1 protein-coding gene is annotated in these 559 nt (G+C 40.1%); it reads right to left on the bottom strand.

Features of this window, described 5'->3' with window-relative positions:
* On the bottom strand, positions 1 to 278 hold a 278-nt coding region (locus ACYVIL_RS20345; RefSeq protein ID WP_460314584.1), incomplete at its 3' end, for an IS110 family transposase.
* Positions 279 to 559: the final 281 nt, after the last annotated feature.

Below are 559 nucleotides of genomic sequence, written 5' to 3'. Positions count from 1 at the left end.
TCTGGTGCTGTAACTTCTAAGACCTCTATACCGCTTGATTGCATATAGCGAAGTAAACCTTGACCATAAGATCCTGAGCATTCAATTCCTATACGTGAGACTTTGCCGAATGATGACATCCACTTCAGCATCTCCTTGTATCCGTAGCGAGTCGTAGGAAAACTCTCATTTGAAAGCACTTGATTTGAATTATTAACTACCGCTGCAACGTGAATATCTTTATGGGTATCAACACCACCAACAACATATCCAGCTTCAATTATACTAACTTGACTCATTGTGTATCTCCATTGGCTTAAACAATATGGAAGAGAGCAGCAGACCGAATACTTGGACATGACAGTAATGAGATAATCACCAGGCCCTTCTTGAGTCACAAATATTGGCGAGGTTGCCCTCACCAAATAATGAAACCAGACAATCGACAGATCCAAGGAATGACACAAACGGTCGATCGGAATGAGGGTCAGAAAGTCCGGTACATTATTTGTACCATGTTTCTAGCATGAAACATTAATGGATGATTTACACTATTAAACAAGGCAAAGACATTATTACT

It is taken from the genome of Aliiglaciecola aliphaticivorans, from assembly GCF_054782055.1.
The sequence above is the reverse complement of the archived record's forward strand: the minus strand, read 5'-3'. Positions and strand labels throughout refer to the sequence as shown.